The 25,087-nt window shown below is 72.9% G+C and carries 26 protein-coding genes and 1 pseudogene; 20 read left to right on the top strand and 7 right to left on the bottom strand.

The window, feature by feature from the left end; all coding sequences use genetic code 11:
- Positions 1-48 precede the first annotated feature (48 nt).
- On the top strand, positions 49-951 hold the full coding sequence (locus tag E1262_RS17520; RefSeq protein ID WP_203453964.1) for a LysR family transcriptional regulator ArgP: 903 nt from the start codon (positions 49-51) through the stop codon (positions 949-951).
- Between the two features lie 41 nt (positions 952-992).
- Here the strand turns inward: E1262_RS17520 and E1262_RS17515 are convergent, their stop codons facing one another.
- Complete coding sequence (locus tag E1262_RS17515) at positions 993-2,615, bottom strand: thiamine pyrophosphate-binding protein (protein ID WP_132104427.1); 1,623 nt, start codon at positions 2,613-2,615, stop codon at positions 993-995.
- A 5-nt stretch (positions 2,616-2,620) separates the two neighbouring features.
- Positions 2,621-3,400, bottom strand: coding sequence for a cyclase family protein (locus E1262_RS17510; protein WP_132104426.1), 780 nt, complete (start codon positions 3,398-3,400; stop codon positions 2,621-2,623).
- Positions 3,401-3,525: 125 nt separating this feature from the next.
- On the opposite strand from E1262_RS17510, the gene E1262_RS17505 reads away from it, so the two are divergent.
- Both E1262_RS17505 and E1262_RS17500 read left to right on the top strand, forming a co-directional pair.
- Positions 3,526-3,900, top strand: a complete 375-nt coding sequence (locus E1262_RS17505; protein ID WP_132104425.1) for a tetratricopeptide repeat protein — start codon at positions 3,526-3,528, stop codon at positions 3,898-3,900.
- Between the two features lie 9 nt (positions 3,901-3,909).
- The gene (locus E1262_RS17500) at positions 3,910-4,548 is read left to right on the top strand and encodes an alpha-ketoglutarate-dependent dioxygenase AlkB (RefSeq protein ID WP_132104424.1); all 639 of its coding nucleotides are present in this window, start codon (positions 3,910-3,912) and stop codon (positions 4,546-4,548) included.
- Positions 4,549-4,837: 289 nt separating this feature from the next.
- Here E1262_RS17500 and E1262_RS17495 read toward each other — a convergent pair whose 3' ends face one another.
- Entirely contained in the window at positions 4,838-5,818 is a 981-nt protein-coding gene (locus E1262_RS17495; protein ID WP_132104423.1) for a helix-turn-helix domain-containing protein, read from the bottom strand.
- A gap of 141 nt (positions 5,819-5,959) precedes the next feature.
- Here E1262_RS17495 and E1262_RS31740 point away from each other — a divergent pair, with 141 nt between their 5' ends.
- Positions 5,960-10,273, top strand: a complete 4,314-nt coding sequence (locus E1262_RS31740) for a S8 family serine peptidase (protein ID WP_132104422.1) — start codon at positions 5,960-5,962, stop codon at positions 10,271-10,273.
- A gap of 31 nt (positions 10,274-10,304) precedes the next feature.
- Here E1262_RS31740 and E1262_RS17485 read toward each other — a convergent pair whose 3' ends face one another.
- A complete protein-coding gene (locus tag E1262_RS17485; protein WP_132104421.1) occupies positions 10,305-10,565 on the bottom strand; it encodes a hypothetical protein in 261 nt (86 codons plus the stop codon).
- A 169-nt stretch (positions 10,566-10,734) separates the two neighbouring features.
- Between E1262_RS17485 and E1262_RS17480 the strand changes: the two genes are divergently transcribed.
- The 4 genes from E1262_RS17480 to E1262_RS17465 all read left to right on the top strand — a co-directional run bounded on the left by E1262_RS17480 (position 10,735) and on the right by E1262_RS17465 (position 14,359).
- Positions 10,735-11,550, top strand: a complete 816-nt coding sequence (locus E1262_RS17480) for a glycerophosphodiester phosphodiesterase (RefSeq protein WP_420810537.1) — start codon at positions 10,735-10,737, stop codon at positions 11,548-11,550.
- A 109-nt stretch (positions 11,551-11,659) separates the two neighbouring features.
- A complete protein-coding gene (locus E1262_RS17475; RefSeq protein WP_132104419.1) occupies positions 11,660-12,589 on the top strand; it encodes an ABC transporter ATP-binding protein in 930 nt (309 codons plus the stop codon).
- 4 nt (positions 12,590-12,593) lie between these two features.
- On the top strand, positions 12,594-13,436 hold the full coding sequence (locus E1262_RS17470) for an ABC transporter permease subunit (RefSeq protein ID WP_132104418.1): 843 nt from the start codon (positions 12,594-12,596) through the stop codon (positions 13,434-13,436).
- A 44-nt stretch (positions 13,437-13,480) separates the two neighbouring features.
- Positions 13,481-14,359, top strand: a complete 879-nt coding sequence (locus tag E1262_RS17465; RefSeq protein ID WP_203453963.1) for an aminoglycoside phosphotransferase family protein — start codon at positions 13,481-13,483, stop codon at positions 14,357-14,359.
- A 12-nt stretch (positions 14,360-14,371) separates the two neighbouring features.
- On the opposite strand, the pseudogene E1262_RS17460 reads toward E1262_RS17465, so the two are convergent.
- From E1262_RS17460 to E1262_RS17450, 3 genes and pseudogenes are all read right to left on the bottom strand, one after another.
- A pseudogene (locus E1262_RS17460) lies at positions 14,372-14,868 on the bottom strand (histidine phosphatase family protein).
- A complete protein-coding gene (locus E1262_RS17455) occupies positions 14,865-15,710 on the bottom strand; it encodes an alpha/beta hydrolase (protein WP_132104416.1) in 846 nt (281 codons plus the stop codon). Before E1262_RS17455 ends, E1262_RS17460 begins: the two are co-directional and overlap by 4 nt.
- Positions 15,703-15,894 (bottom strand): hypothetical protein, encoded by a 192-nt coding sequence (locus tag E1262_RS17450; RefSeq protein ID WP_132104415.1) that lies wholly within the window; start codon positions 15,892-15,894, stop codon positions 15,703-15,705. Before E1262_RS17450 ends, E1262_RS17455 begins: the two co-directional genes overlap by 8 nt.
- Positions 15,895-15,989: 95 nt before the next feature.
- On the opposite strand from E1262_RS17450, the gene ffh reads away from it, so the two are divergent.
- The 12 genes from ffh (at position 15,990) to E1262_RS17390 (ending at position 24,917) form a co-directional block, all read left to right on the top strand.
- Positions 15,990-17,603, top strand: coding sequence for a signal recognition particle protein (gene ffh, locus E1262_RS17445; protein WP_132104414.1), 1,614 nt, complete (start codon positions 15,990-15,992; stop codon positions 17,601-17,603).
- Positions 17,600-18,685: an amidohydrolase family protein gene (locus tag E1262_RS17440; protein WP_132104413.1), complete on the top strand. Its 1,086-nt coding sequence runs from the start codon at positions 17,600-17,602 to the stop codon at positions 18,683-18,685. Before ffh ends, E1262_RS17440 begins: the two co-directional genes overlap by 4 nt.
- A 426-nt stretch (positions 18,686-19,111) precedes the next feature.
- Entirely contained in the window at positions 19,112-19,723 is a 612-nt protein-coding gene (locus E1262_RS17435; protein ID WP_132104412.1) for a winged helix-turn-helix domain-containing protein, read from the top strand.
- 9 nt (positions 19,724-19,732) lie between these two features.
- Complete coding sequence (locus E1262_RS30405) at positions 19,733-19,987, top strand: hypothetical protein (protein ID WP_162605961.1); 255 nt, start codon at positions 19,733-19,735, stop codon at positions 19,985-19,987.
- A gap of 435 nt (positions 19,988-20,422) precedes the next feature.
- Positions 20,423-21,028: a 30S ribosomal protein S16 gene (rpsP, locus tag E1262_RS17425; protein ID WP_132104411.1), complete on the top strand. Its 606-nt coding sequence runs from the start codon at positions 20,423-20,425 to the stop codon at positions 21,026-21,028.
- On the top strand, positions 21,028-21,264 hold the full coding sequence (locus E1262_RS17420) for an RNA-binding protein (RefSeq protein WP_119658456.1): 237 nt from the start codon (positions 21,028-21,030) through the stop codon (positions 21,262-21,264). Before rpsP ends, E1262_RS17420 begins: the two co-directional genes overlap by 1 nt.
- Positions 21,265-21,271: 7 nt before the next feature.
- Positions 21,272-21,778, top strand: coding sequence for a ribosome maturation factor RimM (rimM, locus tag E1262_RS17415; RefSeq protein WP_132104410.1), 507 nt, complete (start codon positions 21,272-21,274; stop codon positions 21,776-21,778).
- A complete protein-coding gene (gene trmD / locus E1262_RS17410) occupies positions 21,775-22,557 on the top strand; it encodes a tRNA (guanosine(37)-N1)-methyltransferase TrmD (RefSeq protein ID WP_132104409.1) in 783 nt (260 codons plus the stop codon). Before rimM ends, trmD begins: the two co-directional genes overlap by 4 nt.
- Before the next feature lie 127 nt (positions 22,558-22,684).
- Positions 22,685-23,038: a 50S ribosomal protein L19 gene (gene rplS, locus E1262_RS17405; protein WP_046772397.1), complete on the top strand. Its 354-nt coding sequence runs from the start codon at positions 22,685-22,687 to the stop codon at positions 23,036-23,038.
- Positions 23,039-23,178: 140 nt separating this feature from the next.
- Positions 23,179-23,916 (top strand): signal peptidase I, encoded by a 738-nt coding sequence (gene lepB / locus E1262_RS17400; protein WP_162605960.1) that lies wholly within the window; start codon positions 23,179-23,181, stop codon positions 23,914-23,916.
- 6 nt (positions 23,917-23,922) lie between these two features.
- Positions 23,923-24,612, top strand: a complete 690-nt coding sequence (locus E1262_RS17395) for a ribonuclease HII (RefSeq protein WP_132104407.1) — start codon at positions 23,923-23,925, stop codon at positions 24,610-24,612.
- Complete coding sequence (locus E1262_RS17390) at positions 24,609-24,917, top strand: DUF2469 domain-containing protein (protein ID WP_119658451.1); 309 nt, start codon at positions 24,609-24,611, stop codon at positions 24,915-24,917. Before E1262_RS17395 ends, E1262_RS17390 begins: the two co-directional genes overlap by 4 nt.
- Positions 24,918-25,087: the final 170 nt, after the last annotated feature.

Genomic DNA, 25,087 nt, shown 5'->3' with positions numbered 1-25,087 from the left:
CGAAATCAAAACCAGCTAATGTTTCTAAGCGTTCCTTAGCATGGCTTCATGAACCGGATCGATCTGGCACAGCTGAGCGCGTTCGCCGCCGTCGTCGAGGAGGGCAGCTTCGAGGCCGCCGCCCGGCGGCTGCACGTGACGCCGTCGGCGGTGAGCCAGCGGGTCAAGGCGCTCGAGGCGCGGCTGGGCCGGATCCTCGTGACGCGGACCCGCCCGGCCGGGGCCACACCCGCGGGACAGGTGCTGGCGCGGTACGCGGGCCAGGTGCGGCTGCTGGAGGGTGAGGCCCTCGCGGCGCTGTGCGACGACCCCGGCGGCGTCGAGGTCCGGCTGCCGGTGGCGGTCAACGCCGACTCGCTGGCGACCTGGTTCCTGCCGGCGCTCACCGGGCTGGCGACGGAGCGGGCGGCGTGCTTCGAGATCCACCAGGAGGACCAGGACCACTCGGCGACGCTGCTGCGCGAGGGCGTCGTCATGGCCGCCGTCACCGCCGACCCGCGCGCCGTCCAGGGCTGCAGCGTCCGCCCGCTCGGCCGGATGCGCTACCTCGGCGTCGCGTCGCCGGCGTTCGCCCGCCGCTGGTTCCCGGACGGCCCGACGGCGGCGGCGCTCGGGTCGGCCACGACGCTGCTGTTCAACCGCAAGGACGCGCTGCAGGCGCGGTTCGCCCGCGAGCTGGCCGGCCGCCCGGTCGACCCGCCGGTCACGGTCCTGCCGTCGTCGGTGGGCTTCGCCGACGCGGCGATCCTCGGGCTGGCCTGGACGCTGGTGCCGGAGACGATGGCCCGGCCCGCCCTGGACGACGGCCGGCTGGTCGAGTTCGCGCGCGGCCGGCACCTCGACGTGCCGCTGTACTGGCAGCGCTGGAAGCTGGCGTCGTCGCTGCTCGACGAGCTGACCGACGCTGTCGTCGCCGCGGCCGCCGGTCAGCTGCGGGCGCCGAACCCGTAGATCGTCGCGCGGGCGGGCTGATCAACGCGGGGAGGTGGCGGTCAGTGGCCGCGGAAGGCCTCCTCCAGCCACCAGGAGCCGTGCGGCGCGGCGACCTTCGCGTCGACGAGGAGCGGGCGGGACCGGTCGCCGTCGACCCAGTGGCGGACGGAGTCGAGGTCGACCGGCGACCGCACGGTCACCGCGTCGAACCCGTAACCGGCGCCGACGGCGGCGATGTCGGTGTCCGGGAACGTGACGGTGCCGAGCGGCTCGCCCCCGGCGAAGTGATGCACCTCCGCGCCGTACGCGTCGTCGTTGTAGACCACGACGACCATGGGCAGTCCGAGCCGCCGGACGGTGTCCAGCTCGGCCGCCGCCATCAGCGCGCCGCCGTCGCCCAGGGCGGCGACCGGGAGCCGGTCCGGGCGGGCCAGTGCCGCGCCGATCGCCGTCGCCAGCCCGAGCCCGATCGACTGGAACGCCTGCGTGAAGCAGAAGCCGAACTCGTCCGGGACGGAGAGGAACATGCTCGGGTAGCCCATGAAGTTGCCGGAGTCGACGGCGACGACACGCCCGGCCGGCAGCAGGTCGTCGAGGGCGATCGTCAGTGTGCGCGGATCGATCCGCCCATCCCCGCCCCAGTCGTCGTACGCGACGTCGCGCCACCGCAGCTCGCGGGCGATCCGGTCGCGGACGTCGTCACTGCGATACCCGATGCCGTGCCGGCCGTGGAGTGCGGCGGTGACGGCCCGCGCCACCTGCGCGCTGTCGCCGACGACGCCGACGTCGACGGGGCGGTGCCGGCCGATGGCGCCGTCCTCGACGTCCACCTGGGCGACCCGGGCGCCCGGCCCGATCAGCCGGCCGTGCCGCAGCGTCCACATGTTCAACGCGGAGCCGAACCCGACGACCACGTCGGCGTCGCTGATCAGCGACGCGGCCAGCGGCGACGCGAACCCACCGGACACGTCCAGCGACCACGGGCTGCCGTGGAACAACCCACGAGCGACGGCGGACGTGGCGACCAGCGCGCCGCACGCGTCGGCCAACTCCAGCAGCTCGGCGCGGGCGTGCCGCGCACCCCGTCCGGCGATCAGCACCGGGCGCCGGGCCGTCGCGAGCAGCGCGGCCAGCTCGCTCGCGTCCGGCGGTGGCGGGGGAGGCGGCGCCGCCGCGGGCCACACGTGGGCGCCGTCGTCGACCGGCAGTCCCTGCACGTCGAGCGGGAGGTTGAGCACGACGGTGCGCCGATCGTGCCGGGCCAGCGCATACGCCCGCGCGACGTCGTCGAGGGCGGTCTCGGCGGACGCCACCCGGACCGACGTCGCGCCGACGGCGGCGGCGAGGGCCGGCTGGTCGACGAAGAAGTTGGAGCCGGGGACGGTCGCCTCGGCGGCCAGCACCAGCAGCGGGGTGCGGCTCTTGGCCGCCTCGGCGATGCCGGTCAGCGCGTTGGTGAGCCCGCAACCCTGGTGGACGGTGAGCGCGGCGACCTCGCCGCTCATCCGCGCGTACGCGTCGGCCATCGTCGCCGCGCCGCCCTCGTGCCGCGCGGCGACGAACCGCGCGCCACCGTCGACCAGTGCGTTCGTGACGTGGAAGTTGCCGCTGCCGACCACGCCGAACGCCTGGCGGACGCCGAGCCGCGCCAGCGCCCGGCCCGCCGCCTCGGCGACCCGCACCGGCCTCAGCCCGCCCGCTCGACCAGCGCGAGCACCCGCGCCGGGCTGCCCGACCCGCCGACGATCGGCAGCGGCGCCGCGACGACGACCGCGCCGGTCGGCGGCAGCTGGGCGAGGTTCCGCAGCTGCGTCAGCCCGTACTTGCCGGCGCCGAGCAGGAACGAGTGGCACGGGAACGCCGGGTCGAACGAGTGCGCCGCTCCGGCGTCGGTGCCGACGGTCTCGACGCCGAGGCCGATGACGGGCGTCTCGTCGGCCAGCCAGCGGGCGCACTCGACGCTGACGCCGGGCGTGTGCGGGCCGGCCTCGTTCGCGTTGAGGAACGCCTCCTGGTCGTGCGACCGCGCGTCCCACCCGGTGCGCAGCAGCAGCCAGCCGCCGTCGGGCAGCGGGCCGTGTTCGGTCTCCCACGCCTTGACGTCGTCGATCTCCAGCAGGAAGTCCGGGTCGGCCGCCGCCCGCTCCGTCACGTCGATGACCGCGGCCGGCGCGACCAGCCGGGGGAGCGGCACCTGCGCGACGTCGCCGCCGTCCTGCCCGGTGACCCAGTGCACGGGCGCGTCGAAGTGGGTGCCGGTGTGCTCGCCGGTGGTGATGTTGTTCCAGTACCAGGCGGGGCCGCGGTCGTCGTAACGGCTGATCTCGTGCAGCTGGAACGGGACCGTCTGGCCGAACGGCTCGGGCAGCTTCAGGATCGGCGTCTGCGAACTGAGCGGCGCGGTGAGGTCGAGCACCTCGACGCGGCCGCCGGCGACGGCGTCTAGCAGGTCGGCGAGAACGGTCATGTCGGCTCCTTCGCGGGCGGCCACGGGGTCGCGCTCATCCTGGCCGCACGGGGATCGCGTCGTCCAGGGGTGATCGTCGCCCGTCGTTCGCCCGCCGTTCGCCTTCGTCGGGTTGGCTGGGGCCGATGACCGACGATCTGGACCCGATGGCGCTGGTCGACCGCGCCGACGGGCTGGCCGAGGAAGGCCGCGAGGACGAGGCGCGGGCGCTGTTCGAGCGGGCCATCGCCTCCGGCCTGCCAGCGGCGGTGTCAGAGTCCAAGGCGCTGCTGGGCGTGATGCTGTTCGCGGACGGCGACGTGGACGGCGGCCGGGCGCTGATCGACGAGGGGGTCGCGGCCGCGTCGCCGCCGGACAACGGCAGGGCGCTGATCCTGCTCGGCCGGGTCCTGAATGAGATCGGGGACGAGGACGGCGCCGTGGAGGCGCTGCGGGCGGGCGCGGCGTCGGGCCAGCCTGTTCCACCACCGGGGGTAGAACGTCCGTTCGAATACGGCTAGTGTTGAGCCATGAGCGTTGCGTTTCAAGCCTCCCTGCTCGACGACGGCGTCATCGGGGGCGCCACGTTGGGGCCGCTCGGCGGCACCGTCGAGCGCACCGTCCTGACCCAGGGTGCCTGGGTCGACGTGCGACGCGGCTGGGTCGGCGGGTCCGACCAGCTGTTCACCGCGTTGGTCGAGTCGGTGCCGTGGAAGGCCGAGCGGCGCACCATGTACGAGCGGGTGGTCGACGTGCCGCGGCTGGTCCGCTTCTACGGCGTCGGTGAGCCGCTGCCCGACCCGCTCCTGGTGGAGGCGCGCGAGGCGCTGAGCCTGCACTACGCGGCCGAGTTGGGCGAGCCGTTCACCACTGCTGGCATGTGCTTCTACCGCGACGGCCGCGACAGCGTCGCCTGGCACGGCGACACCATCGGGCGCAGCCGCACCGAGGACACCATGGTCGCCATCGTGTCGCTCGGCGCCCCGCGAGCGCTGCTGCTGCGCCAGCGCGGCGGCGGCAGCGCCACCCTGCGCTTCGCCGTCGGGCACGGGGACCTGCTGGTCATGGGCGGGTCGTGCCAGCGCACCTGGGAGCACGCCGTCCCGAAGACGGCGAAGCCGGTGGGGCCGCGCATCAGCGTCCAGTTCCGGCCCACCGGGGTGCGGTAGCGGGGCGGTGCGGCCGTCGTCGCCCCTGACGTGGGGCTGTTCTGCTGCTTCCGTGGGTCGGTGACGGTCGCGGAATGCGTGAGGTGTGTCGTCGCCGCCCGTGATGCGGGCACCTCGCCCGCGTGTGGACCACACACCCGTGGGCTCGCGTCCCCGCCGCGGGTTGGGCTGTCGGTGCGGGCGTGTTGACCAGAACGCCAACTGTTGGCGCTGGTGTCAACACGCCCGGATCATGACCGGCTCGGTCTGCCCCCCAGCGGCCGTCGCCGGGAAGGCGCCCGTCCCGCCGTCACAACCAGCCGCGGCGGGCGGCCTGGAGACCGGCCTGGAACCGGTTGGTCGCCTCCAGGGCGTCGAACAGCCGGCGGGTCCGGCGCCGCATCGTCCGCGTCGACAGCCCCAGCTGGCGGGCGATGGCGCTGTCCGTCAGCCCGGCCGCGAGCAGCTGGACGAGCTGCCGGTCCTCGTCGGGCGCCGCGGACGGCACCCCGTCGGCGACCGGCGGCGCACCGAGCGGCGTCGCGCGCGCCCAGTACACCTCGAACAGCTCCACCAGCGCGTCGAGCAGCGTGGACTCGCGGATGACCAGTCCCTGGGCGTGCCCCAACTCCATCGACAACGGGAGCAGCGCGATGCGGCGGTCGGCGATCGCCAGCTTCAGCGGCAACCCGGGCAGGACGCGGCCCTGCTCGCCGCGGCGGGTGAGGTCGTCGATCTCGTCCATCGCGCCGGGGATCTCCAGCGCCTCGGGCGCGTAGATGGCCCGCCAGTGCACGCCGCTGTCGAGGCGCACCGGCTCCACCGGGTTGACGGCGGCCAGGACGTACGGCGGGCGGTCGAGCACCATCATCTCCGAGCGCACTTGATGCTGTAGCCGGACGAACCAGCGGCCCTGCTCCTCCGGGCCGTTGAGCAGTTCGATGGTGCTGCCGCCACCGGCCTGACGGCGGGCGGCGTGGAAGATCGACGAGAGGGCGAGGGCAGAGCCGCGCACCTGGTCCAGCTCGCCGGCGCGCTCCCGGACCAGCGCCTCGAGCGCGGCCTCCGGGTCGACGGCGGTGTACCGGCGGCGGCGGCCCGACATGCGGATGACCAGGCCCAGCGCGCGGAGGCGGCCGCAGGCGCCGTCGACCCGGCCCTCAGGCTGGCCGAGCCGCTCCGCCAGCGCCGCGGGCGTCGCGTCGACGCAGGTCAGGAGGGCCCGGTAGACCTCCTCGTCGAACGGGCCGAGGCCCACAGGGGCGAGCGAGGTCGCGTCGTCGGTCGTCATCCCTCAAATCTGGCCGACTTGTGCCATCGGCCGCAACCGGCCAGCCACGGCCATTGATACACGGAGTCACACCCACTACGAATGTGGCAAACCCGCGGCAAACCCTCGGTTAACCCCCAGCCGCGGCCTGACCTCGGGAGCATGATGATTGCTCGACGACTCCGCGCCGGATCCGGCGCCGCCCTGGCCGTCGCCCTCGGCGCCGCGGGCCTGACCCCCTTCGCCGCCGGCGCGGCAGCCGAGACCGACTCGTCGGCCGGCCAGGAGACCCGCGTCATCGTGGTCATGGCCGGCCCCGACGGCGACCCGGTCGCCCCCGCGGAGCTCGCCGCGCAGCAGGCCAGCCCGCAGGCGGAGCGCGCCGCCGCCCGCGCGCAGGACGCGATGCTGGCGGCCGCCGACGCGCGGGGCATCGACGCCGAGGTGGAGCACGAGTTCACCGGGCTCGTGCACGCCGTCGCGCTCACCGTCCCGGCGGGCGACGTCGACGCGCTGCGGGCGCTGCCCGGCGTCGCCGACGTCGTGCCGGACGAGCGGGTCCGCGCCGCCACCGACGTCAGCGTGCCGCTCATCGGCGCGCCGGACGTGTGGGAGCAGGAGGCGCCGGGCGGCGCACCCGCCGACGGCGCCGGCACGATCGTCGCGGTCATCGACACCGGCATCGACTACACGAACCCGTCGCTGGGCGGCGGGTTCGGCGAGGGACACCAGGTGGTCGCCGGGTACGACTTCGTCAACCGCGACGCCGACCCGATGGACGACAACGGCCACGGCACCCACGTCGCCGGCATCGTCGCGGGCACCGGCGCCGGCACCGCCGCCGTCACGGGCGTGGCGCCGGGCGCGCTGCTGACGGCGTACAAGGTGCTGGACGGCTGGGGCGCCGGCTACGAGTCGGACATCATCGCCGGCCTCGAGGCCGCCGTCGACCCCGCGAACCCGTACCGCGCCGACGTCGTCAACCTCAGCCTCGGCGGCCCCGGCGACGGCACCGACCCGCTCGGCCTGGCCGCGACGGCCGCGACCGAGGCCGGCGTCGTCGTCATCGCGGCGGCCGGCAACGCCGGTCCCGGCGAGCAGACTATGGGCAGCCCGGCGCTGGCCGACGGCGTCCTGTCGGTCGGCGCGTCCGCCAGCGGCCTGGTCCTCCCGTCGGCCCGGGTGACGGCGCCGCGGGACGAGCCGCTGGACGCCTTCCGCGCCCCGTTCTCCGCGCCGGCGCCGGCGACGCCGGTCACCGGCGAGCTGGTCGACGTCGGCGACGGCACGGAAGCGGACTACGACCGGGTCGGCGACGTCACCGGCAAGGTCGTCGCGTACCGGCAGAACCTGCCGGGCAGCCTCGCCGACGTCGCGCCGTTCCTGATCGACCAGGCCCGGCTGGCCGAGGAGCGCGGCGCGATCGCGATGCTCGCCTACCCCGAGGGGAACTCGGGGCCGGTGTTGTTCTCCGATCCTGCAGTGTCGGATAACGCCACCGAGCCCGGCGTCGTCGACGTCCCGCTGACCACCCAGGACACCAACCCCGGCGACAGCTTCCGGATGGAGCGGATCGTCGTCATGGGCCTGCTGGAGATGCAGTGGGAGCCGCTGCGCCGTGACCTCGCCGCCGGTCCCGTCCAGATCGAGATCTCCGGCGAGGACGTCACCGACCGGATCGCGTCGTTCAGCTCGCGCGGCCCGGCGCCGGACTTCGACCTCGAGCCGGACGTCGTCGCGCCCGGCGTGGAGATCCGGTCGACCTGGCCGCTGGAGTTCTGGGCGCCCGGCGTCTACCGCATCTCCGGCACGAGCATGGCCGCGCCGCACGTGGCCGGCGCGGCGGCACTGCTGCGCCAGCTGCGGCCGGACGAGTCCGTCGCCGACGTCAACGGACGGCTGACCGGTTCGGCGGTCGCGGTCGAGGGCACCGGCCCGACGACGTCCGGCGCCGGCCGCGTCGACGTCGCGGCGGCCGCGGCGAGCCCGCTGCTCGCGGCGCCGACTTCGGTGTCGCTCGGGCTGGCCGACCTGTCCGGCCCGGCGGTCGGCGGCAGCGGCACGACCACGCTGCGCAACCCCGGCACCGACGACGTCACCGTCACCCTCGCGGCCGACCAGGCGCCGGGCAGCCCGGGCACCGCGACGGTCACGCCCGCGCAGGCGACCATCCCGGCCGGCGGCGAGCTGGAGGTGACGGTCACCGTCGCGGCGGACCGGCCGGAGCGGGACGCCGACCTGGCCGGTTGGATCGTCGCTACGACGGGTGACGGCACCGTCGTGCGCATCCCGTACCTGCTGGCCGCCCGGCACCTGATCGTGCAGACCTCGCCGGACCCGAGTGACGGCACGACCTCGGCGTTCGTCTGGAGCCCGGCACCGCTGGCCGCGCCGCCGACGGTGACGGTCACGCCGCCGCGCGGCCGCCCGGTCACCGTCACCGCCGAGCACGAGTACGACAACTGGTACCGGGCCGACCTCACCGGATCGCGGGTCGGCGCGTACGTCGTCGCCGTCACCGCGGACACCCGGCTGGGGGCGCAGCTCATCGGCAGCGCGACGTTCGAGGTGGCCGCTCCCGTGGGCAGCTCGAACAGCCCGGCCGCGTGGCAGCCGATCGGACCGAACACGTCCGGCGGCCCGATCGCCACGACACCCGCCGACCCCGACACCGCCGTCGTGACGCAGTACGGGAAGGCCGGCCCCTGGACCACCGACGACGGCGGCCAGACGTGGCGGCAGCACAACCGGCTGCCGGTGCCCGCCGGCAGCGGCAACGACAACGTCGTCGTCGCGGCCGACGACCCGGACACCATGTGGTACGCCGTCAACTCCGCCACCGGGCTGGACTTCGGCATCGTCCTCGACAACACCTACCTGGGCCGCATCCTGCGCACGCACGACGGCGGCGAGACGTGGCAGCAGCTGGACGTGCCCGACTCGCACACGATCGCGCTGCTCAGCGACCCGCAGACCCGGGTCCTGGTGGCGGTGCGGCCGGATGCGCTGCTGGTCAGCCGCGACGGCGGCGACAGCTGGGACAGCTACCCGAACCAGGCGGGGGCGGAGGTGACCGGCGCGGCCGTCAGCGGCGACGACCTGTACCTGTCCGGCTACGACGCGATCTGGGCGGTCCGCGGCATCATGACCGGCGCGCCGACCGGCACCGACACCGTGTACGAGGTGACGGAGGGCTACGTCGAGGGCCTGGCCGCCACGGCCGGCGGCGAGATGGTGGTCGCGCTGGTCGACGACGTCGTCATCGGCTCGGACGACGGTGGCGGCAGCTGGGCCGAGCTGTACCCCGTCCCGGGCGGCGGCGCGCTCGACATCGTCGTCAGCGACGACGTGATGATGGTGACGACCTACCGCGACGTGCAGCACGTCAGCCGCGACGGCGGCGCCACCTGGGAGCAGCTGCCGGAACCGATCAACGGGGCCATCGAGGAGGACGTGACGCCGTGGGGCGGCGGGCTGCTGTGGTCGTCACCCGGCGCCGGGTTGTTCCAGGTGGACGACGACGGCTCCGACCCTCAGCGCATCGGCGTCCAGGGGAGCACCGTCTACGACCTGGAGATCGTCGACGACGCCGACGGCACGTCGCGGCTGCTGGCCGGCACCGACACCGACGTCTACGCGACCGACCTGCCGACCCGGCCGAAGCTGCCGGCCGGCGGCGCCGAGTGGGGGTTGTCCGGCTACGAGGCGTACGTCGGCACCCGCATCGGCCAGCTCGCCGTCGACCCGCAGGACCCGCAGACGGTGTGGAAGGTCCGCAAGGACGCGCTGTCGCAGTTCTGGGTCTACCGCAGCACCGACGGCGGCCAGGAGTGGGAGCTGCGCGGCCGCACGAATGAGGTCCCGCTCGACCTCGTCGTCGGGCCGGCGGACTCCGACCGGGTGGCCGTCTCGTTCTGGAGCCTCGGCGGCGTCGGCCTCTACGTCACCCGCGACGGCGGCGAGACCTGGCGCAAGCACTTCCACGACCAGTTGTTCACGTCCGTCGCCACCGAGCCGGCCGACCCGGACCGGCTCTGGCTGGCCGGTCCCGACGGCCTGTTCCGCAGCGACGACTTCGGCATCACCGCGGAGCAGGTCCTCGACGGCGAGGTCGTCACGGTGGCGGTCGACGGCGACCGCGTCGTCGCCGCGGGCAGCACGATCCGGGTCAGCGACGACGGCGGCGCGACCTGGCACGACGCGGACACCGGCGGGCTGTCGATGGTGGTCGGCGACCTGATCGTGTCGCCGGCGGACCCGGACACCTGGTACGCCGCGACCGGCTCGTTCACCGCGAACGGCCTGGTCAAGGGCGGTCGCGGCGTGCTGCGCAGCACGGACGGCGGACGCACCTGGGTGAACGTGTCCAGCGGCCTGCAGAACCTGTCCGTGGTGTCGCTGGAGATCAGCCCGGACGGCCGCTGGCTCTACGCCGGCACCGAGGACGGCGGCGTGCACCGGATCCGCACGCGGTAGTCGCCGCGCGGCGGGGTGGGACGGCGTGTCCTCAGGCGTCGTCCCACTCGTCGCGCAGCTCCTTGCGCAACACGTCGACCTGCACCATCAGCGCGCCGAGCAGCTCTTCGCGGTTCAGCCGGTTGGTGGTGCGGTACGACCACGCGGGCCGGCCGTCGGCGTCGAGGACCTTGATCAGCACGAACGCCTCGATGGCCGTCTCACCCGGCGCGAGCGGGTGCACCTCGAGACCGCTGAGCACCTGAGCGACCGGCACCCGCTCGTCGCCGATCGAATCGGGTTCGTTCTCCATGGGGGACATCCAAGCAGCCGGCGCGCCGCCCCCGGCGCGGTGGTCTTCACCGAGGAGTCAACCCAAGTCCGACCCCCCGTAACGTCGTTGGGTCAACCTGGCGCACACCCACCCGAATCGGAGGACTGTCGTGCGCATCGCCAGGATCGTCGGGCTCGTCGTGACCTCGTTGCTGATCGTCTCGCCTGGAGCCGCCGTCGCGGGAGGAAGCGGTACTGCCGACGGCCCAGCCGTCATCGCCCACCGCGGCTCGTCCGGCATCGCGCCGGAGAACACCACCCCGGCCATCCGGGCGGCCGTCCGCCAGCGCGCGGACGTCGTCGAGATCGACGTCCAGCGGACCAAGGACGGCCGGCTGGTGAACTTCCACGACTGCACCCTGGAGCGCACCACCGACGTGGAGGAGCGCTTCCCAGGCCGGGCGTCCTACCGCGTGTCCGACTTCACCTGGGCAGAGCTGCGCACTCTCGACGCCGGCTCCTGGTTCGACGAGAGCTTCGCCGGCGAGCCGATCATCACCGTCCGTGAGGTGATCCGGCTGCTCGGCGGGCGGACCGGCCTGCTCGCCGAGATCAGCCCGTGCGGGCACTACGCCGGAACCGGCCTGCCCGAACAGCTGGCCGCGGAACTGCGCTCGATCCCGGGCTACGTCGATGCGGCCTTGGCCGGCGGCCGGCTCGGGGTGCAGTCGTTCGAGGTCGCGGACGCGCAGGCGTTCCACACGGCGCTGCCGGAGGTACCGATCGGCCTGCTCGACGCCGACCGGCCCACTGAGGCGGAGCTGCTGGAGCTGTCGACGTGGGCGGACCAGGTCAACCCGCAGTGGACCGTCACCGACCAGGCGCTGATCGACCGTGTTCACGAGCTGGGCATGGAGATCAACGTGTGGACGGTCAACGAGCCCGGTGCGATGCGGCGGATGCGGGACCTCGGTGTCGACGGGATCATCACCGATTTCCCTCAGTCGCTCACACAGCGCGGCTGAGGTCGTCTCCGGGCCGACTCAGGGGCGACCCCGAGATGTCCCTGAGTCGGCCCTGAAACCACCCTTGAACTGCTGTTTCGCCGTCCGGATGGGCCGTAGCGTGGCCGCCATGATCACAGCGGAACGGCTGACGAAACGCTACGGAGACAAGACCGCGGTCGACGCGATCGACTTCACGGTCCGGCCCGGCGCGGTCACCGGGTTCCTCGGCCCGAACGGCGCTGGGAAGTCCACGACCATGCGCATGGTGATGGGCCTCGACCACCCGTCCGGCGGCGGGGTCACCGTCAACGGGCGCGCCTACCGCGACCTCCCCGCGCCGCTGCACGAGGTCGGCGCGCTGCTGGAGGCCAAGGCGATCCACGGTGGCCGGTCGGCATACAACCACCTGCTCTGGCTGGCGAAGACCAACGGCATCCCGCGCCGCCGCGTCGACGAGGTGATCGGCCTGGTCGGGCTCGAGGCCGTCGCCCACAAGCGGTCCGGCGGGTTCTCGCTCGGCATGGGCCAGCGGCTCGGCATCGCGGCCGCGCTGCTCGGCGACCCCGGCGTGCTGCTCTTCGACGAGCCGGTCAACGGCCTTGACCCGGAGGGCATCCGGTGGATCCGGAACCTCATCCGGTCGCTGGCGGCCGAGGGCCGGACGGTGTTCGTGTCCAGCCACCTGATGTCGGAGATGGCTCTGACCGCGGACCACCTGCTGGTGATCGGGCGCGGGCAGATCATCGCCGACACCGACATGGCCGACTTCATCGCCCGCAACTCCGCCGCCTACGTCCGGGTGCGCTCGCCGCAGTCCGGGGTACTGGCCGAGGCGCTGCGCGACCGCGGCTGGCGGATCGGCCGCGACGACGACGGCGCGCTGAAGGTCGAGGGCGCGACGCCCGAGCAGATCGGCGACGTCGCCGGGTCGCGCAACCTGTACCTGCACGAGCTGAGCGTCGTCAATGCCTCGCTCGAGGAGGCGTTCATGCGCCTCACCGCCGACAGCGTCGAGTACCACGCCCGCACCGACCAACCCGTCCCCGCCGGAGTGTGACCAGATGACCACGTCCTCCATCCTCACCCCGCCGGCGTCGATTCCGGCACCGGCCCGCCGCGGCGATGCCGGCGGTGCGCGGCTCACGTTCGGCCGCATCCTCGACGCCGAGTGGACCAAGATCCGCACCGTCCGGTCCACCGTCTGGACGCTCGCCTCACTGTTCGTCGTCAGCGTCGGCCTGACGGCGCTCATCTGCCTCGCTGCGGCCGGCGATCTCGGAGAGGCCGGCAACGACGAGCCGGTCGGAGCGTTCGTCACCTGGGGCCTGATGTTCGGCCAGATCGCCGCGCTGGTGCTCGGCATCCTGGTCGCGACGTCGGAGTACGCCAGCGGGATGATCCGCACGACCCTGGCCGCCGCGCCGCGCCGCTGGTCCGTGCTGGCCGCGAAGGCCACGGTGGTGACCGGGCTGCTGCTGGTCCTCGGCACCCTCACCGCGTTCGCGAGCTTCCTGGCCGGCAACTACTTCCTCGACCGCGAGGGGATCGGGCTCTCGCTCGGGGACGGCGACGTGCTCCGGGCGATGTTCGGCGGCGGCCTCTACGTGGCCGTGCTGGGCGTGTTCGGCCTGGCGCTCGGGTCGCTGATGCGGCACACCGCCGGCGCGGTGACGGTCGGCATCACGCTGATCTTCGTCGTCGGCAACCTCGTCAACCTGGTGCCCGGCGCGTTCGGGGAGTGGCTGACGAAGCTGATGCCGGGCAACGCCGGCTCTGCCATCGCCAACGTCGAGTCGTTCAACCCGGACCTGCTGGAGCCGTGGACCGGGTTCGCGGTGTTCGCCGGCGAAACGGCGCTGCTGCTGGCGATCGCGGGCTGGCTGTTCTCCAAGCGCGACGCGTGAATTGCGGGTGCGGGACGGCGGTCGCGTCGGTTTGAATGACCGGTGTGACCGCCTTCCGCCTGCCCACGAACCTGTCCGAGTTCGCCGCCGGCGGACGGGAGCCGCAGCTGACCGAGTGGGCGGCGACGCTGCCGGCGGTCGTGCCGGAGCTGGTGGAGCGGTGGGAGCTCACGGTCGCCGAGCCGTACGAACCGGGCGGGCAATGCTCGTGGGTCGCACCGGCGACGACGGCCGACGGGGACCCCGTCGTGCTCAAGGTCGGCTACCTGCACACCGAGGCCGAGCACGAGGCCGAGGGGCTGCGGTTCTGGGACGGCGACGGTGCCGTGCGGGTGTACGCCGCCGTGACGTTCGGCGACACCAGCGCGCTGCTGCTGGAGCGGGCCCAGCCGGGGACGCTGCTGGCCCGGTCGGTGCCGCCTCTGGAGCAGGACGTCGTGCTGGCCGGCCTGCTGCGCCGGTTGTGGCGTCGCCCGCCCGCCGGCCACCCGTTCCGTACGCTCGCGTCGATGTGCGAGTACTGGGCCCGCGACTTCGAGGAACGGGCCGGGGCCGCGCCGGCCCGCTACGACCGCGGCCTGCTCCGCGAGGGTGTGGCGCTCTACCGCGAACTGCCCCTGACCAGCGACGACGACGTCCTGCTCTGTACCGACCTGCACCCCGAGAACATCGTCGCGGCGGTGCGCGAGCCGTGGCTCGTCATCGACCCGAAGCCGTACGTCGGCGACCGCACGTACGACGCGACGCAGCACATGTTCAACATGGACCGGCTCATGGCCGACCCCGGCGCGCTGTCGGACCGGATGGCCGGCCTGCTCGACCTCGACCCGAAGCGGCTGCGGCTGTGGCTGTTCGCCCGCTGCGTGCAGGAGTGCCCCGAGTGGGACGGCCTCTACGACGTCGCGGTCCGGCTGGCGCCGTAGGCAGCGGCGCGTCTAGACCTGGAGGTCGGGCGGGAAGCCGGTCCAGCGCAGCTCGTCGGGCAGGTGCCGGGTGTCGTTGTGCACCAAGACCGACGGCGCCCGGCCCGGCACGCGTGCGTGACGACGAGCTCGTGCCGGTCGGCGTCGCCGCGCACCGGGCCGGTGAACCGCTCGATCGCCTGCGCCGCCAGGCGCGGGCCGTGGTCGTCGAACTGCCGGACGAACCGCAGGTAAGCCTCGGGCACCTCGTCAGGCTGCGGAACGTAGGGCACGTAGTCGCCTGCCGCGGCCGTCTCCGCCGGTTCTACTCCGAGGATCGCCGCGACGATGCGGGCGGTCTCGGCCGCGCGGGGGAGCGGCCCGTGCAGCACGGCGTCGATCGGGCGCCCGCCGTCGCGCAGGCGTTCGCCCAGCAGCTCGGCCTGGCGCCGGCCGGCCGCCGTCAGGCCGGCCTCGTCGGGGGTCGCCTCGGCGTGCCGGGCGAGGTAGAGGTGGCGGGTAGCGGTCACGCAGCTCTCCTCAGCAGGCCGGCGACGGCGTCGAGCACCGCCGGCCAGGCGGACGACTCGGGGTCGATGAGGCCGAAGTGCTCGACGCCCGGGAGTTCCCGGACCGTTGCGGACGGGCCGGTCGCCGCGGCGTAGCGGCGGCTGAACTCGGGCGGGACCTGCCGGTCCGCGGTGCCGTGCAGCAGGACGACGGGGACGCCGGGCGGGACGAGGCGCATCGGGTCGGCGACGGCGTACCGGTCCGGCTGGTCCGCGGGGCCGCCGCCGAGCAGCGCCCGCGCCGCGCCGTTGTCGAGGTCCAGGCCGGCGGCCGCGTGGAGGTCGAGGACGCCGGCCAGCGAGACCACGCCGGCCGGCCGTGCCGCCGGGGTGGGCGCCGCCCAGCGTGAGCCGGCCGGAAGCCGGTGCCGCGACGCCGCCCAGACGGCGAGGTGGGCGCCGGCGGAGTGGCCGACGTGCACGACCCGGGCTGCGTCCACCGGGATAGGACCGCCGGCCGTCGCCTCCGCCATCAGCGCCGGGACCGCGTCGAGCGCCGTCGCGACGTCGTCGAACGTGGCCGGCCAGCCACCGCCCGCCCCGACCCGCCGGTACTCGACCGCGGCGACCACGTACCCGGCGGCCGCGAGCCCGGCGCACTGCGGCCGCGCGTGCTTGCGGTCGTACTCCGCCCGCCAGAACCCCCCGTGCACGACGACCACGAGCGGCGCCGCGCGCCCGGCCTTGCCCGAGTTGCCCGCCGGCAGCCACACGTCCACCAGCTGCTCGGGCAAGTCGCCGTAGGCGACCGCGAGCCGCGGCGGGGGAGCGGCCCGCGTCAGCACCTCCCGCGGGTCAGACACGCGCCGCCCCGGCGAGGTCGCGGCGCATGATCCAGCGCGGCCGCCGGGCGCTGGTCGCGTCCGCGCCGGCCACCCGGGTGAACCCGGCCCGCTCGAACATCCCCGTCGTCCCGACGTAGGCCAGCGACGTGCTCAGCGCCGTGGCCGAGTGGATCCGCACCTCGGCGGCGACGTTTGCAGGCATACCGGCAGTCTGGCGCATGCCACGGACATCGGCGGCGCGTTAGGCTTGCGAAGGACCCCCCGCAGCTGCCGACGACCCCGAGGATTCCAGCAGACGTGTTCGCCACGCTCACCGACCGCCTGACCGCGACGTTCAAGAACCTGCGCGGCAAGGGTCGTCTCTCCGACGCCGACATCGACGCCACCGCTCGCGAGATCCGCGTCGCGCTGCTCGAGGCCGACGTCGCGCTGCCTGTGGTCAAGGACTTCATCGCGGCGGTCCGCGAGCGCGCCCGGGGCGAAGAGGTCTCGCAGGCGCTCAACCCCGCCCAGCAGATGATCAAGATCGTCAACGACGAGCTGGTCCGCATCCTCGGTGGTGAGACCCGCCGGCTGCGGTTCGCCAAGCAGCCGCCGACGGTCATCATGCTCGCGGGTCTGCAGGGTGCGGGTAAGACGACGCTGGCGGGCAAGCTCGCGCTGTGGCTGAAGAACCAGGGCAAGCAGCCGCTGCTCGTCGCCGCCGACCTCCAGCGGCCCAACGCCGTCACCCAGCTGCAGGTGGTCGGCGAGCGGGCCGGCGTCGCCGTGTGGGCGCCCGAGCCGGGCAACGGCGTGGGCGACCCGATCGCCGTCGCCGAGTCCAGCATCGAGCACGCCACCAGCAGGCTCTACGACGTCGTCGTCGTCGACACCGCGGGCCGGCTGGGCGTCGACGAAGAGCTGATGAAGCAGGCCGCGGACATCCGCGACGCCGTGAAGCCCGACGAGACGCTGTTCGTCGTCGACGCCATGATCGGCCAGGACGCCGTCACCACGGCCAACGCGTTCCTCGAGGGCGTCGGCTTCGACGGCGTCGTCCTCACCAAGCTCGACGGCGACGCCCGCGGTGGCGCCGCGCTGTCCGTCGCCTCGGTCACGGGCAAACCGGTGATGTTCGCGTCGGCGGGCGAGAAGCTCACCGACTTCGACGTGTTCCATCCCGAGCGGATGGCCTCGCGCATCCTCGACCTCGGCGACATGCTCACCCTCATCGAGCAGGCGCAGAAGGCGTTCGACGCCGAGCAGGCCGAGGACATGGCCCGCAAGCTGCAGGCCAAGGGCGGCAAGGACTTCACCTTCGACGACTTCCTGCAGCAGATGCAGGCGATCAAGAAGATGGGCTCGTTCAAGAGCCTGCTCGGCATGCTGCCCGGCGCCGGCCAGATGCGCGAGGCGCTCGAGGCGTTCGACGAGCGCGAGCTCGACCGCGTCCAGGCGATCGTCCACTCGATGACGCCGGCGGAACGGGCCAATCCGAAGATCATCAACGGCTCCCGGCGGGCCCGCATCGCCAAGGGTTCGGGCCGCGAGGTCAGTGAGGTCAACCAGCTCGTCGAGCGGTTCTTCATGGCGCGCGAGATGATGAGCCAGGCCGCGCGGGGCAAGCTCGGCGGACTCGGCGGGATGCCCGGCATGCCCGGCATGGGGGGCGGCATTCCCGGGATGCCCGGCATGGGTGGCAAGAAGAGCAAGGGCAAGCAACCGAAGCAGGGCAAGAAGGGCAAGCGCGGCGCCCGTTCGGGCAACCCGGCCAAGCGCGCGGCCCAGCTCGCCGCCGCCGACGAGCGGCGCTCGGCGGAACCGCAGGCCGGCCAGGTGCCCTCGGCGTTCGGCGGGCCGGCCGACGGCGAGGCTGCCGGCGACTTCGAGTTGCCCGACGACATCACGCAGTTCCTGAAGCGGCGGTGAGCGTTTCCCCCGCCCTGCACGTCCGGGGCGTGGTGCTGCCCGAGGCCGAGCACCGCGACCTCTGGGTGCGCGACGGGGTCGTCACCTACGACCCCGTCCCCGGGGCGTCGACGGTCGGGACGGGCTGGCTCCTGCCCGGCCTCGTCGACCTCCACTGTCACGTCGGCCTCGCCGCCGACGGCGCCGTGCCCGACGATGTCGCCGAGCAGCAGGCGCTCACCGACCGCGACACCGGCGTCCTCCTCATCCGCGACGCCGGCTCGCCCGCCGACACCCGCTGGATCGACGCCCGGCCCGATCTGCCGCGCATCGTCCGCGCCGGCCGGCACATCGCCCGCACCAAGCGCTATCTGCGCAACTTCGGCTGGGAGATCGAGCCCGACGAGCTCGTCGCCTACGTCGAGCAGGAGGCCCGGCGCGGTGACGGCTGGGTCAAACTCGTGGGCGACTGGATCGACCGCGAGACCGGCGACCTCTCGCCCTGCTGGCCGCGGTGGGCGCTCGACGCGGCGATCGCACGGGCGCACGAGCTGGGCGCCCGCGTCACGGCGCACGTCTTCGGCGAGGACGCGCTGCCTGATCTGCTGGATGCGGGCATCGACGGCATCGAGCACGGGACGGGGTTGTCGGCGGACCTCGTGTCGGTGATGGCCTCGCGGGGGGTGTCGCTGGTTCCGACGCTGGTGAACATCGCCAACTTCCCGAAGTTCGCCTCTCAGGGGGAGGCGAAGTTCCCCGCCTACGCCTCGCACATGCGGTCCCTGCACGAGCGGCGCTACCAGAACGTCCGCGACGCCTTCGACGCCGGCGTGCCCGTGTTCGCCGGCACCGACGCCGGCGGCCAGCTTCCGCACGGACTGATCGCCCGCGAGGTGCTGGAGCTCGTCGCCGCCGGCATCCCGGCGGAGGACGCGGTGGCGGCGGCCTCCTGGAGGGCACGGTCGTACCTGCTGGGTGGGAGCGGCCTGCTGGACGAGGGGGCGACGGCGGACCTGTGCGTGTACGCGGAGGATCCGCGCGTCTCGCCGGACACGTTGCTCGAGCCGGTCCGGATCGTCCTTCGAGGTCGCGTCATTCGTTGACCCGATGAGTTGATCACGTGAAGTAGGCGTGCTCCCGCTCTACCACCCATGCAGGCCTGGTGAACCGTGAAGACGCCTAGTGAGGGCCCCGACCGCGGTTTCTCCATGATCATCAAGGATTCCACACCCTATGGCGGGGTGAATCCTTGATGATCACAGGTGTGGGCGTCGGTAATCGCTTGCCGGTGGCCGAGGTGGGCCATCATGAGGGTTCCTGGAGCGTCGACACGTTTACAGGCGTAGTGCGACACGAGTTTTCGTGCTGAACGTGATCAACTTCCGCGGCCCCCGAGAATCGAAAGCAGCAGGGGCTGGCCGACGGTACGACCCCGGCCAGCGCACGGCCCAGCCAACGCCCACCCATAGTCAAGACTCCTTGCTCAACATCGCTTGCTAAAGAAGTCTTTAGCAAGCTACCTTTACCTCATGGTCGACAAGGAGCAGAAGGTCACCGATCCGCAGTCCATGCGGGCCCTCGCGCATCCACTGCGCCTCCAGCTCATGGACCTGCTGGGTCTCGAACCCGAGCTGACCGCCACCCAGTGCGCCGAGCGCACCGGTGAGAGCGTCGCGAGCTGCTCGTTCCACCTGCGCATGCTCGCCAAGTACGGCTACATCGAGCCGGGGGAGCCGCGCGGGCGCGAGAAGCCGTGGCGCCTGGCCAGCCGCAGCCGCACCGTCGGGCCCGACGTCGAGAACCCGGAGTCGGTCCGGGAGGCGTCGGCGTTCGCGCGGGTCATCGTCGAGCGCGAGGCGGGTCGGCTGCTCCGGACGATCGGCCGGGCCGCGGAGCTCGGGCCCGACTGGCTCCAGTCCATGGTCATCAACACTTCGGCGTACTGGATGACCCGCGACGAGCTGACCGAGATGATCGAGCGGCTCGCCGAGTTCCAGAGCGAGCTCTTCGAGCGCTTCGCCGATCGTCGCGACGATCCCTCCGCCCGGCCCGACGGCGCCCGCGTCGTGCACTTCCTCGGCGCGCTGGCCCCTGACCCCGACATCGTCCACCACTCCGCCGCCGCCCCTGACCAGCAGTAGGAGACCGCCATGTTCGTCGACCCCAGCCTCTACTACGACCCGCACGCCGAGCGGCGCGCGTCCGCCGCCCACCTCCGCGCCCGCCGCGCCCTGGCCCGCACCGCCCGCCTGCGCCGCTGGGCCGACCGCTCCGCCCGGCTGGCCGCACTGCTCGACCGCCGCGCCCGGGCGACGGGCGAGGGCCGGCCCGCCGTCCACCGGCTGAGGCGGCGGCAGCCGACCGCAAGGTCTGACGTCAGTCTCCCGACGAACAGCGCGGCCTGAGCCGGTGCCGTCCGCGCTGACGCACCGGCCGTTCCGCCGGCTCACCGTCGCCTGGACTTTCAGCAACTTCGGCGACAGCGCGCTCTTCCTCACCTCGCGATCTGGGCCAAGGACCTGACCGGCAGCAATGCCGCCGCCGGTCTGGTCTTCATCACACTCGGCGTGCCGGTGTTCCTGGCTCCGCTGGCCGGCCAGCTGGCCGACCGCCTCTCGCGCAAGCGGGGACCGCGAGGTCCCAGGCAGGGATGAGTCCCACGAGGGAAAGGGGGCCAGTTGGGTCCAGGCACCGCGATCTGGCACAATGGCCTGCTGAACCGGCGGTCGTGCGGCCCTCTCACCCTCGAACACCGGATCCATCGAACCGTCGTGACCGGTGCCCCACTCAGGTGACGACGGCTCACCCGTGCGTGAACATTCCAAGGAGACTCCACCCCAGTGGCTGTCAAGATCAAGCTGAAGCGGATGGGCAAGATCCGCGCGCCGCACTACCGCATCGTCGTGGCCGACTCGCGCACCAAGCGCGACGGCCGGGCCATCGAGGAGATCGGCCTGTACAACCCCAAGCTCGAGCCGAGCCTCATCCGGGTCGACTCCGAGCGCGCGCAGTACTGGCTGGGCGTCGGCGCGCAGCCGACCGAGCCGGTGCTGGCGATCCTCAAGGTCACGGGTGACTGGCAGAAGCACAAGGGCCTTCCGGGCGCCGAGGGCACGCTGAAGGTCGCCGAGCCGAAGCCCGAGAAGCGCGCCGCGTTCGACGCCGCGCTGGCCGAGGTGCACGGCGAGCCGAAGTCAGAGGCCACCACGCCGAGGAAGAAGCCGGCCAAGAAGTCCGCCGCCAAGAAGGCCGAGGCGAAGGCCGAGGACGCGAAGGCCAAGGACGCCAAGGCCGACGAGGCGCCGGCTGAGGACCCGAAGGCCTCGGAGGCCAAGGCCGACGACGCGCCCGCCGCCGAGGCGCCCGCCGCCGAGGCGCCTGCCGCCGAGGCCAAGGCCAAGGCCGACGATGCGCCGGCCGCCGAGGCGAGCACGGACGAGTCCTGATGCTCGCCGAGGCGCTGGAGCACCTGGTCGCCGGGGTGGTCGACCACCCCGACGACGTCAGCGTGCGCACGCGTCAGCTCCGCCGCGGCCGGCTGCTCGAGGTCCGCGTCCACCCGGACGACCTCGGCAAGGTCATCGGCCGCGGCGGCCGCACGGCCACGTCGTTCCGCACTGTCGTCGCAGCACTGTCCGACAGCGGCGTGCGCATCGACTTCGTCGACGTCGACGGGCGCTGACACCACGGTGATCGTCACCGTCGGGCGCATCGGTCGCGCGCACGGCATCCGCGGCGAGGTCAACGTCGAGGTGCGCACCGACACGCCCGACGAGCGGTTCGCTGACGGCGCCGTCCTCGCGACCGACCCCGCCCGGCGGGGCCCGCTGACCGTCCTCGGGTCCCGCTGGCACAGCGGGCGGCTGCTGGTCGCGTTCGACGGCGTTACCGACCGCACCGCCGCCGAGGGGCTGCGGGGCATCCTGCTGCTGGCCGAGATCCCCGACGACGCCACCACCGGCGACCCCGACGAGTTCTTCGACCACCAGTTGGTCGGGCTGACCGTCGTCGGGGTCGACGGCGACGAGCTGGGCGTCGTCCGCGAGATCATCCACGCGCCGAGCCAGGACATCCTCTCCGTCGAGCGCACGGGCGGCGGCGAGGCGTTGGTGCCGTTCGTCACCGAGATCGTGCCGGAAGTCGACGTCGCCGGGTCGCGGCTGATCGTCGACCCGCCGCCAGGGTTGTTCGAATGAGAATCGACGTCGTCACGATCTTCCCCGACTACCTCACGCCGCTGGACCTGTCCCTCGTCGGGAAGGCGCGCGAGGCCGGCGTGCTCGACCTGCGCGTCCACGACCTGCGCGACTGGGCCACCGACCGGCACCGCACCGTCGACGACACGCCGTACGGCGGCGGCGCCGGCATGGTCATGAAGCCGGACGTGTGGGGCGCGGCGCTCGACGACGTCGTCGGCTCCGGTGCCGACGGCCGCGTGCCGCGGCTGCTGGTGCCGACGCCGTCCGGCCGGCCGTTCACCCAGGACCTCGCGCATGAGCTGGCCGCCGAGCCGTGGCTGGTGTTCGCCTGCGGACGGTACGAGGGCATCGACGCGCGCCTGGTCGAGGACGCCGCGACCCGGATGCCCGTCACCGAGCTGTCGCTGGGCGACTACGTGCTCAACGGTGGCGAGGTTGCTGCGCTCGTCGTCGTCGAGGCGGTCGCCCGGCTGCTGCCCGGCGTCGTCGGCAACCCGGAGTCGCTGGTCGAGGAGTCGCACGGCGCCGACGGCCTGCTCGAGTACCCCGTCTACACCAAGCCGCCGACGTGGCGCGGGCTGGACGTCCCCGAGGTGTTGCTTTCGGGCCACCACGGCAACGTCGCCCGGTGGCGGCGCGACCAGGCGCTGCGGCGCACCGCCGAGCGCCGTCCGGACCTCGTCGCCCGGCTCGATCCCGCGGCGCTCGACGCCCGCGACCGGGAGGTGCTCGACGAGGCCGGGTTTCCGGTTCCGCCGCCGTCTGTGGCAGACTGATCCGCTGGTACCCGGCTCGCGACGCCCCTGCCACGGGGGGAGCGCCGACGCGAAGACCCGGGCACACCGACCCTGACAACACCTGAAGCCGTAGGCGACCCGTGGCGCCCGCGAGAGAGCGAACACGATCATGCACCTGCTCGACTCCGTCGATTCCGCGCAGCTGCGCGACGACATCCCGGCCTTCCGCGCGGGCGACAACCTCAAGGTCCACGTCCGCGTCGTCGAGGGCAACCGGTCCCGTATCCAGGTCTTCCAGGGCGTCGTCATCCGCCGCCAGGGCTCGGGCATCCGCGAGACGTTCACCGTCCGCAAGGTGAGCTTCGGCGTCGGGGTCGAGCGCACGTTCCCGGTGCACACCCCGGTCATCGAGAAGATCGAGCTGGTCACCCGCGGTGACGTCCGCCGGGCGAAGCTCTACTACCTGCGCAACCTGCGCGGCAAGGCCGCCAAGATCCGCGAGAAGCGCGAGACGGCCTGACGCTCCCTCCAGGGGAACCCGGTGGCAACGGCACGGCACCGCCACCGGGTAGCGTGCCGGAGGCACGTATTGTTGCTCACGTGCCACCGGAAGCGTTCGACTCTTCGCCGGGCTCGCCCCGGATATCCCAGGGAGATGCCGTGACCGAGGAGAGCGTGCCTCGGGAAGGCGACAGGAGCCCACGTCGCGGTGGCGACGGCACCGAGACGGCCAGCGCCGGCTCTCGGAACGGGCTGGCCGCCTTCTTCAAAGAGACCGCCATCGTGGTGGCGCTCTCCCTGCTCATCGCGACGGTCGTGCGCATCTTCCTCGTGCAGGCCTTCCTCATCCCGTCCGGGTCGATGGAAGACACCCTGCTGGTGGGCGACCGCGTGCTCGTGTCGAAGATCAGCCTGCAGTTCGGCGACATCCATCGCGGCGACGTCGTCGTGTTCGAGGACCCCGACCGCTGGCTCGGCGACCAAGCGCCGTCCGGCGGCTCCGGCGTCGGCGGCGCCATCAAGGACGTCTTCGAGTTCGTCGGCGTGCTGCCCGATGACGCCGAAGAGCACCTGATCAAGCGGGTCATCGGCGTCGGCGGCGACACCGTGGCCTGCTGCGACGACTCCGGGCACATCACCGTCAACGGCACGCCCATCGACGAGTCCGCCTACCTCTACCCGGGCGACTCGCCGTCGCTCAACGAGTTCGAGCGGACCGTTCCCGACGGCGAGCTGTTCGTCATGGGCGATCACCGCTCCAACTCCGGCGACTCCCGCATCCATGGGACGTTCTCCGAGGACCTCGTCGTGGGGCGGGCGTTCGCCATCGCCTGGCCGTTCGCCCGCTGGGACGGCATCAGCAGCGACGGCGTGTTCGACGACGTCCCCGAACCCTGACCCGTCATGCACACACTCGCCCGACGACGCATCCTGGTCCGGCGCGACGCCGGACTGTACGCCTACGAACGGACGCTGGCCCGGTCCGGGTTCGCGCCGGTCGCAGGCGCCGACGAGGCCGGACGGGGCGCGTGCGCCGGCCCGCTGGTGGTCGGGGCGGCGGTGCTGGCGCCCGGCAAGCGTGGCGAGATCCCGGGCCTGGCCGACTCCAAGCTGCTGACGCCGCCCGCCCGCGAACGCGCCTACGACCAGGTCGTCGCCCGTGCGGTCGCCTGGTCCGTCATCATCGTCCCGCCCGACGAGGTCGACCGCGTCGGGCTGCACCGCAGCAACATCATCGCCATGCGCCGTGCCCTTGCCCGCCTCGACCCCTCGCCGTCGTACGTGCTGACTGACGGCTTCCCGGTCACCGGGCTGGGCGTGCCGGGCCTCGCGATGTGGAAGGGCGACCAGGTCGCCGCCTGCATCGCCGCGGCGTCCGTCATCGCCAAGGTCACCCGCGATCGCATCATGTGTCAGCTGCACGAACAGTGGCCTCACTACGGGTTCGACGCGCACAAGGGCTACGTGACCGACGAGCACCAGCAGGCGCTGGCGGCGTACGGGCCGAGCCCGGTTCACCGTCGGTCCTACGCCAACGTCGCGCGCGTGGTATCCCTTGGAGACGAAGGCTGGAAAGGGGAACCCGACCTATGAGTGCTGAGGATCTCGAGAAGTACGAGACCGAGATGGAGCTTTCGCTCTATCGCGAGTACCGCGACGTGGTCGGCCTGTTCTCGTACGTGGTCGAGACCGAACGGCGGTTCTACCTCACCAACAACGTGGACTTCCAAGTGCGCGGCGAAGGCAGCGACGTCTACTTCGAGGTCACCATGAGCGACGCCTGGGTGTGGGACATGTACCGCCCGGCGCGCTTCGTCAAGAACGTCAAGGTCGTCACGTTCAAGGACGTCAACGTCGAGGAGCTCGCCAAGAGCGACCTGGAGATCCCCAAGTCCTGACGCCAGTTGCCCCGCGTGGGCTGAGCAGGCCTCGGCCCTGGGCCGCCTTCGACCTCCGTCCTGGGCCGGGCTCGCCTCGGCCAAGGTCACGTTGACCTTCTGGGGCTCTTCTGCTGCTTCCGTGGGTGCTTCTCACCTGTGGGGTTCGCCGCGGTGGACGACGATCAGCG

The organism is Jiangella aurantiaca, from assembly GCF_004349105.1.
GTDB classification, from domain to species: domain Bacteria; phylum Actinomycetota; class Actinomycetes; order Jiangellales; family Jiangellaceae; genus Jiangella; species Jiangella aurantiaca.
Note: the sequence above shows the minus strand (reverse complement) of the source record. Positions and strands in the feature narration are given on the sequence as shown.